General features: G+C 73.1%; 6 protein-coding genes. 4 read left to right on the top strand and 2 right to left on the bottom strand.

Going from position 1 to position 6,284, the window contains the following annotated elements; translation table 11 throughout:
* The coding region (locus AB0K37_RS39550) for a response regulator transcription factor (RefSeq protein WP_363990633.1) at nt 1–323 on the top strand (323 nt) is incomplete at its 5' end.
* 298 nt (nt 324–621) lie between these two features.
* Complete coding sequence (locus tag AB0K37_RS39555) at nt 622–1,449, top strand: nitroreductase/quinone reductase family protein (RefSeq protein ID WP_363990635.1); 828 nt, start codon at nt 622–624, stop codon at nt 1,447–1,449.
* Here AB0K37_RS39555 and AB0K37_RS39560 read toward each other — a convergent pair.
* Nucleotides 1,446–2,525: a dihydrodipicolinate reductase gene (locus AB0K37_RS39560; protein ID WP_363990638.1), complete on the bottom strand. Its 1,080-nt coding sequence runs from the start codon at nt 2,523–2,525 to the stop codon at nt 1,446–1,448. The genes AB0K37_RS39555 and AB0K37_RS39560 overlap by 4 nt on opposite strands.
* Nucleotides 2,522–3,310: an SDR family oxidoreductase gene (locus tag AB0K37_RS39565; protein WP_363990641.1), complete on the bottom strand. Its 789-nt coding sequence runs from the start codon at nt 3,308–3,310 to the stop codon at nt 2,522–2,524. The genes AB0K37_RS39560 and AB0K37_RS39565 overlap by 4 nt, the downstream gene beginning before the upstream one ends.
* A gap of 224 nt (nt 3,311–3,534) precedes the next feature.
* Here AB0K37_RS39565 and lanKC point away from each other — a divergent pair, with 224 nt between their 5' ends.
* Nucleotides 3,535–6,108, top strand: coding sequence for a class III lanthionine synthetase LanKC (lanKC, locus tag AB0K37_RS39570; protein ID WP_363990644.1), 2,574 nt, complete (start codon nt 3,535–3,537; stop codon nt 6,106–6,108).
* A 5-nt stretch (nt 6,109–6,113) separates the two neighbouring features.
* Entirely contained in the window at nt 6,114–6,224 is a 111-nt protein-coding gene (locus AB0K37_RS39575; protein ID WP_089315262.1) for a SapB/AmfS family lanthipeptide, read from the top strand.
* The last annotated feature ends 60 nt before the right edge of the window (nt 6,225–6,284 follow it).

Below are 6,284 nucleotides of genomic sequence, written 5' to 3' on the forward strand. Positions count from 1 at the left end.
TCCACAACGCCCAGGGACACCGGTCGCACCAGCAGGGCGTGTACCACCCCTGGCCGGAGATCACTGTGACTCTCGGGTGGACCCTCGACGGGGACCCGGGCGCGGCGCCGCGGACCGGGCCGTCCGGTCCGCTCGCCTCCCTCACCGGGCGCGAGCGGGAGGTGCTGAAGCTCGTCGCCGAGGGCCGCAACAACCGGGAGATCGCGGCGGCGCTGTTCATCTCCCCCAAGACGGCGAGCGTGCACGTGTCGAACATCCTCGGCAAGCTGAACGTCTCCAGCCGCACCCAGGCCGCCGCCGTCGCCCACCGCGAGGGGATCTGATCTTGCAATGGCGGACCGGGCGCCGGTAATGTGCATTTCGTGACTGCCGGGTCGGCCATGGGCCACGAGCGAGTGAGGTTCCCGGCCTCCGAGTGAGGCCGGAGCGGGCCCGAGGCCCGCCTCTTCCACTCCCCTTTCCTCTTCACCTTCCGCGCGCGCAGCGCATCGTCCTTCGTGCGCGCAGCGCGACGTCATCAGGCATGCCCGACTTCCGGCACGCCCTTTCACCACCTTTCCCGAGCCGCGGCCGCGTGTTCTTTTCCGCGGCTTGTTCGCCATGCCCGAAAACAGGAGACAAATGGATTTCAACAAGCAGGTCATCGAGGAGTTCCGCGCGAACCGCGGGCGGGTCGGCGGTCCGTTCGAGGGCGGGCGGCTGCTCCTGCTGACCACCACCGGGGCCCGCACCGGCGCCCCGCACACCACGCCGCTCGGCTACCTGCCCGACGGCGTCGGGCGCGTCCTGGTCATCGGCTCGGCCGGGGGCTCGCCGAGGAACCCGGCCTGGTACCACAACCTGGTGGCCAACCCGCGCGTCACGGTCGAGAGCGGCGCCTTCGCCTACGAGGCCGACGCGGTCGTCCTGGAGGGGGACGAGCGCGACCGCGCCTTCGCGCGGGCGGCCGAGGCCGATCCCGGCTGGGCCGAGTACGAGGAGAAGTCGGGGCGGACGCTGCCCGTCGTCGCCCTGGTCCAGGCCGCCGCCGGACCGCCCGCCGGACCGGAGTCGCCCAGCGCCATGCTGGTCGCGGTGCACGACGCGTTCCGCGGGGAGCTGGAGCTGATCCGGAAGGAGGTGGCCGCGTCCGGGGCCGCCGTGGGCGCTCAGCTGCGGGTCAACTGCCTGACCGTGTGCCAGGGGCTCGGCCACCACCACATGGGCGAGGACCAGCAGATGTTCCCCGTGCTGGAGCGGCGCCACCCCGAGCTCGCACCGGCGCTGGCGGAGCTGAGGGACGAGCACGAGACGATCAGCGCGCTGCTGGAGGAGCTGCGCCGCGTCCTGGACGCCGGCGACTCCGCGTCGCTGCTCGCCGAGGTCGACCGGCTCACGGCCGCGCTGGAGGCGCACCTCGACCGCGAGGAGGAGCGGCTCGTCCCGCTCCTGGACGCCCTGGAGTTCTAGGGGGCGCACGCCCGGAGGAGGCCGCGGCCGGGGATCAGCGGCAGGTCCAGGGCGGTGAGCAGGCCGGGGGGCGCCTCGACGACGGCGGGGACGGCGTTGACCAGGCGCATCGCGGTGGCCTTCAGGCCCGCGGTGTTGTGGTCGCCGTCGGTGCCGAGGAGCCGCAGGTCCACCGTGTAGTTCGGCTCGCCGCGGACCTCGACGCGGTAGCAGCCCGCGCCGGCGGGCTGCGGCCAGTCGGGGGCGAGGTCGTCGCGGAGCCGGGTGACGTGCTCCAGGACGACGACGGCCTCGCCGCCGCGCATGCCCCGCACCTCGAACCGCAGGGCGGCGGCCGTGCCCTTCTCGATGGTCCCGGCGGAGACGGCGAAGGTCTCGGGCGCGGGCAGGCGGGTGTGCCACTCGGCGATCCCGTCCAGCTCCACGCCGAGGCCGGCGGCGATCTGCCGGACGACGCTCCCCCACGCCATGGTGAGGACGCCGGGCTGCAGCAGCATCGGGGCGTCGTCCATCGGGCGGCCGAAGCCCATGATGTCGAACAGGACCGTGGCCTGGTCGTAGGTGTTGTAGTTGAGGATCTCCATGCAGCGCACCTGCTCGATGCGCTCGCTGATGCCGGTGACGGCGAGCGGGAGCACGTCGTTGGCGAAGCCGGGGTCGATGCCGTTGACGAAGAGGGACGCGCCGCCGGCCGCCGCCGCCTCGCGCACCGGGTCGGACATCTCGGGCGGGACGACGCCGTCCGGGAACTGCAGGAAGACGGGGCTGCTGGAGACGACGTTCACCCCGGCGCGCAGGATGCGGCACAGGTCGTCGATCGCCTCCATCAGCCGGACGTCGGCCATCGAGGTGTAGACGACGCAGTCGGGCCGCAGGGCCAGCAGCGCCTCGGCGTCGCCGGTGGCGGTGACGCCGAGGTCGCGGCCGAGGCCCGCGAGGTCCCCGGCGTCCCGGCCGGCCTTGGCCGGGTTGGAGACCCACACCCCGGCGAGTTCGAGGTCGGGCCGGGCGTCGATGCCGGCGATCGCGTGCCGCCCGACGTTGCCGGTGCTCCACTGGACGACGCGGTAGGTCACAGGTCCTCCATGCCGAGGTCGAGGTTGGGGGCGTCGATGCCGCCGTCCACGCGCAGCACGCTGCCGGTGACGTAGGCGGAGGCGGGCGAGGCGAGGTAGAGGACGGCGGCGGCCACGTCCTCGGGCTCGCCGACGCGGCGCAGCGGCGTCCTGCGCTCCATCTCGGTGCGCAGCTCGTCGCTGGTCATGACGACGTCGAGCGCGGACGTCGCGACGGAGCCGACCGCGACGGCGTTGACGCGCACGCGCGGGGCCAGGTCGAACGCCGCGAGCCGGGTGTAGTGGGCGAGGGCCGCCTTGGCGCTGCCGTAGGCCAGGTAGCCGCGGCCCGCGATCCGCCCCATGGCCGAGGAGATGTTGACGACGCTGCCGCCGTCGGCCTTCAGCAGGTGCGGGACGGCCGAGCGGGTCAGCGCGTGCGCGGTGCCGACGTTGAACCGGAACGCCTTCTCCATCTGCCGGGGCGAGGTGTCCAGGAAGGCGGCGGGCATGGCGCCGCCCATGTTGTTCACCACGATGTCCAGGCGCCCGAACTCGCGCGCGGCGAGGTCGGCCAGCTCGGCGGCGGATTCAGGTTCCGCGAGGTCGGAGGGGACCACCAGGGCCCGCCGTCCGGCCGCCTCGATCCCGGCGGCGACCTCGTCGAGCTGCTCGCGCGTCCGGGAGGAGATCACCACGTCGGCGCCCGCCTGGGCGAGCGCGACCGCGGTGGCCGCCCCGATCCCCCGGCCCGCGCCGGTCACCACCGCCACCCTGCCGTCGATTCGGAACCGCTCCGAGATCACCGGCGTCACCTCCGGTCCGTCGCCTCACCGCCCGCACAGCCTACGCAGGAACTAGAACCTGTTTCAATACCAGCGCGGAAGGCGGCGCGTGACGGGCACACAGCGGCGGACGGTACATCTTCACGGGTCATTCGTGAGGTCCGCTACTGGTCCATTTCCGACATGACTGCAATTCTTTTCCACGTGCGGCCCGGCAATCGGAGCACGAGGAAGGGGAGACGGGCGTGGACAAGGGGTACGAGCTTTACTGCCTCGCAGACGAGCTCTTCTACGATGCTCCGCCGGTGACCCGCAGCACCGACTTCGACATCACGCGCCGGGAACTCCCCGAGGGGTGGGAAAAGGTCTTCGGCGACGAATGGGTCGTCTATGTGCCGCCGGTTCAGCGCGCTCCCGAGCAGGGCTGGAAAGTGCATGTCTCCGGATGTCCCGAAAGCGCCGTGGAGGCGCTCGCGGGGACATGGGAGTACTGCGTGGCCCGGGGAATCGAGTTCAAGCATCTGCGCGGCCCGGGAACGCTCCGCAGGCGCAACGCCAAGTACGCGCCGCGCGGGGCGAGCGGGAAACTCGTCACGGTCTACCCCGCGGACGAGGACGAGCTGGCGGAGGTGCTCGCCGGCCTCGGCGCGCGGCTGGACGGCCTGCCCGGCCCGTACATCCTCAGTGACCTGCGCATCGGCGAGGGCCCGCTGCACGTCCGGTACGGCGGCTTCGCGGAGCGCCGGTGCCTGGACGAGCAGGGCCGGCTCGTGCCCGCGCTGCGCGACGGCTCCGGGGAACTGGTGCCGGACCGGCGCGATCCCGTCTTCTCCGTTCCCGACTGGGTGAGCCTTCCCGCCTGCCTGGAATCGCATCTCAAAGCACGCGGCGCCACGACGACGACCGATCTTCCCTACCGGATCGACAAGGCCCTCCACTTCTCAAACGGGGGCGGCGTCTACGCGGCGACCGATACCCGCAGCGGCGCGAAAGTGGTGCTGAAAGAAGGCCGGCCCTATGCGGGCCTGGCCGCCGACGGCGCGGACGCGGTGACCCGGCTGCGGCGCGAGCGGGACGTGCTGGAAAAGCTCGACGGAATCGAAGGCGTGCCCGCCGTTCTCGACTGGTTCACGCTCGGCGAGCACCATTTCCTGGTCCAGGAGTTCATCGAGGGGCGGACGCTCAACACGTTCTTCGCCGAACGGCACCCGATGCTCGATCCCGAGCCCGATCCCGCGAAGACCGCCGAGTACACGAAGTGGGCGCTGCGCGTCCACGAGGGAGTGGAACGCGTCATCGCCGCCATCCACGACCGCGGCGTGGTCTTCAACGACCTGCACATGTTCAACGTGATGGTGCGCCCGGACGACTCGGTCGCGCTGATCGACTTCGAGACGGCCGCGCCCGCGGCCGACGGCGGCCGGCAGACCCTCGCCAACCCCGCGTTCCTCGCCCCGCCCGACCGGCGCGGCACCGACGTCGACCGCTACAGCCTCGCCTGCCTGCGGCTCGCCCTGTTCGTCCCGCTGACCACGCTGTTCGTGATCGACCGGGGCAAGGCCCGGCAGCTCGCCGACCTGATCGCCGAGAACTTCCCCGTCCCCCGGGCGTTCCTCGACGAGGCGGTCGCGCAGATCGCCCGGGACGCCGCGCCCGCCCCCGCGCCGGCGTTCACTCCGGACTCCGGCGGCTGGGAGCGCGCCAGGGACGCCCTCTCGCGGGCGATCCTCGAAAGCGCCACCCCCGAGCGCGCCGACCGGCTCTTCCCCGGCGACGTGGAGCAGTTCTCCGGCGCGTCGCTCGGGCTCGCGCACGGCGCCGCGGGTGTCCTGTACGCGCTGGACGCGACGGGCGCCGGCCGGTTCCCGGCCCACGAGGAGTGGCTGGCGGAGCGGGCGTCGAACCCGCGGCGCGGGACCGGGATCGGCCTGTACGACGGCCTGATGGGCGCGGCGTACGTGCTGTCGCGCCTCGGCCACCGGGACGCCGCGCTCGCCGCCGTCCGGCACTGCCTGGGCGAACGGTGGGAGCGGCTCGGCGACGACCTCTACGGCGGCCTGCCCGGATTCGCGCTCGGCCTGGACCACCTCGCCCGCGCGACCGGCGACGTGTCCCTGCGCGAGGCGGCCCGCCGCTGCGTGGAGATCGTGGCCGGGCGGTCCGGCGGAGGGGGCGGCGGGCGTCCCGGCCTCATGTACGGCGGCGCCGGCGCGGCGCTGATGTTCGTCCGCGCCTACGAGCGCGACGGGAGCCCCGAGCTGCTCGACCTGGCCGCCTCGGCGCTGCGCCGCGACCTCGCCGCATGCGTCACCGACCGCAACGGCGCCCTCCACGTCGACCAGGGCAGCCGGGTGCTGCCCTACCTCGGCCGCGGCAGCGTCGGCATCGGCCTCGTCCTGGACGAGTACCTGGCCCATCGGCCCGACGAGCGGTTCGAGGCGGCGCGCGACGCCGTCCGCGTGGCCGCGACGTCCCGGTACTACGCGCAGCCGAGCCTGTTCAGCGGCCGCGCCGGGATGCTGATCTACCTGGCCCGGCACGCCCGGTCGGGCCTCGGCCCGCAGGACGGGGCGCGCGTGGCGGGGCACGTCCGCGACCTCGCCTGGCACGCCCTGCCGTACGCGGGCGGGCTGGCGATGCCGGGCGAGCACATGTACCGACTGTCGATGGACCTCGCGACCGGCACCGCCGGGGTGCTGCTCGCGCTCGGCGCGGCCCTCCACGACCCGGCTCCAGGACTGCCGTTCCTCGGGACGGCGCACCGGCCCCCCGTGGGAACCCCCACGGCGGCCACCTCTATCCAGCCCGAAAGGAGGTGAAGAACATGGCGCTTCTCGACCTTCAGGGGATGGTGAGCGAGAACGGCGGCGGCGGCGGCAACAGCAGCCTCAGCCTGCTCTGCCACAGCTCCCACAGCATCACGATCTGCCTGTGATGACGCTGGCGGCCATGGTCCCCGTGCCGGGGCCATGGCCGCCTCCGTGTTTGGAGACCC

Origin of the sequence: Actinomadura sp. NPDC049753 (assembly GCF_040674655.1) — a bacterium.
In the GTDB taxonomy this organism is placed as follows: Bacteria; Actinomycetota; Actinomycetes; order Streptosporangiales; family Streptosporangiaceae; genus Spirillospora; species Spirillospora verrucosospora.

Bases quoted from the DNA above. Each gene is read 5' to 3' on its own strand.
- AB0K37_RS39555 (WP_363990635.1), top strand. From the start codon at position 622: ATGGATTTCAACAAGCAGGTCATCGAGGAGTTCCGCGCGAACCGCGGG.
- AB0K37_RS39575 (WP_089315262.1), top strand. From the start codon at position 6,114: ATGGCGCTTCTCGACCTTCAGGGGATGGTGAGCGAGAACGGCGGCGGC.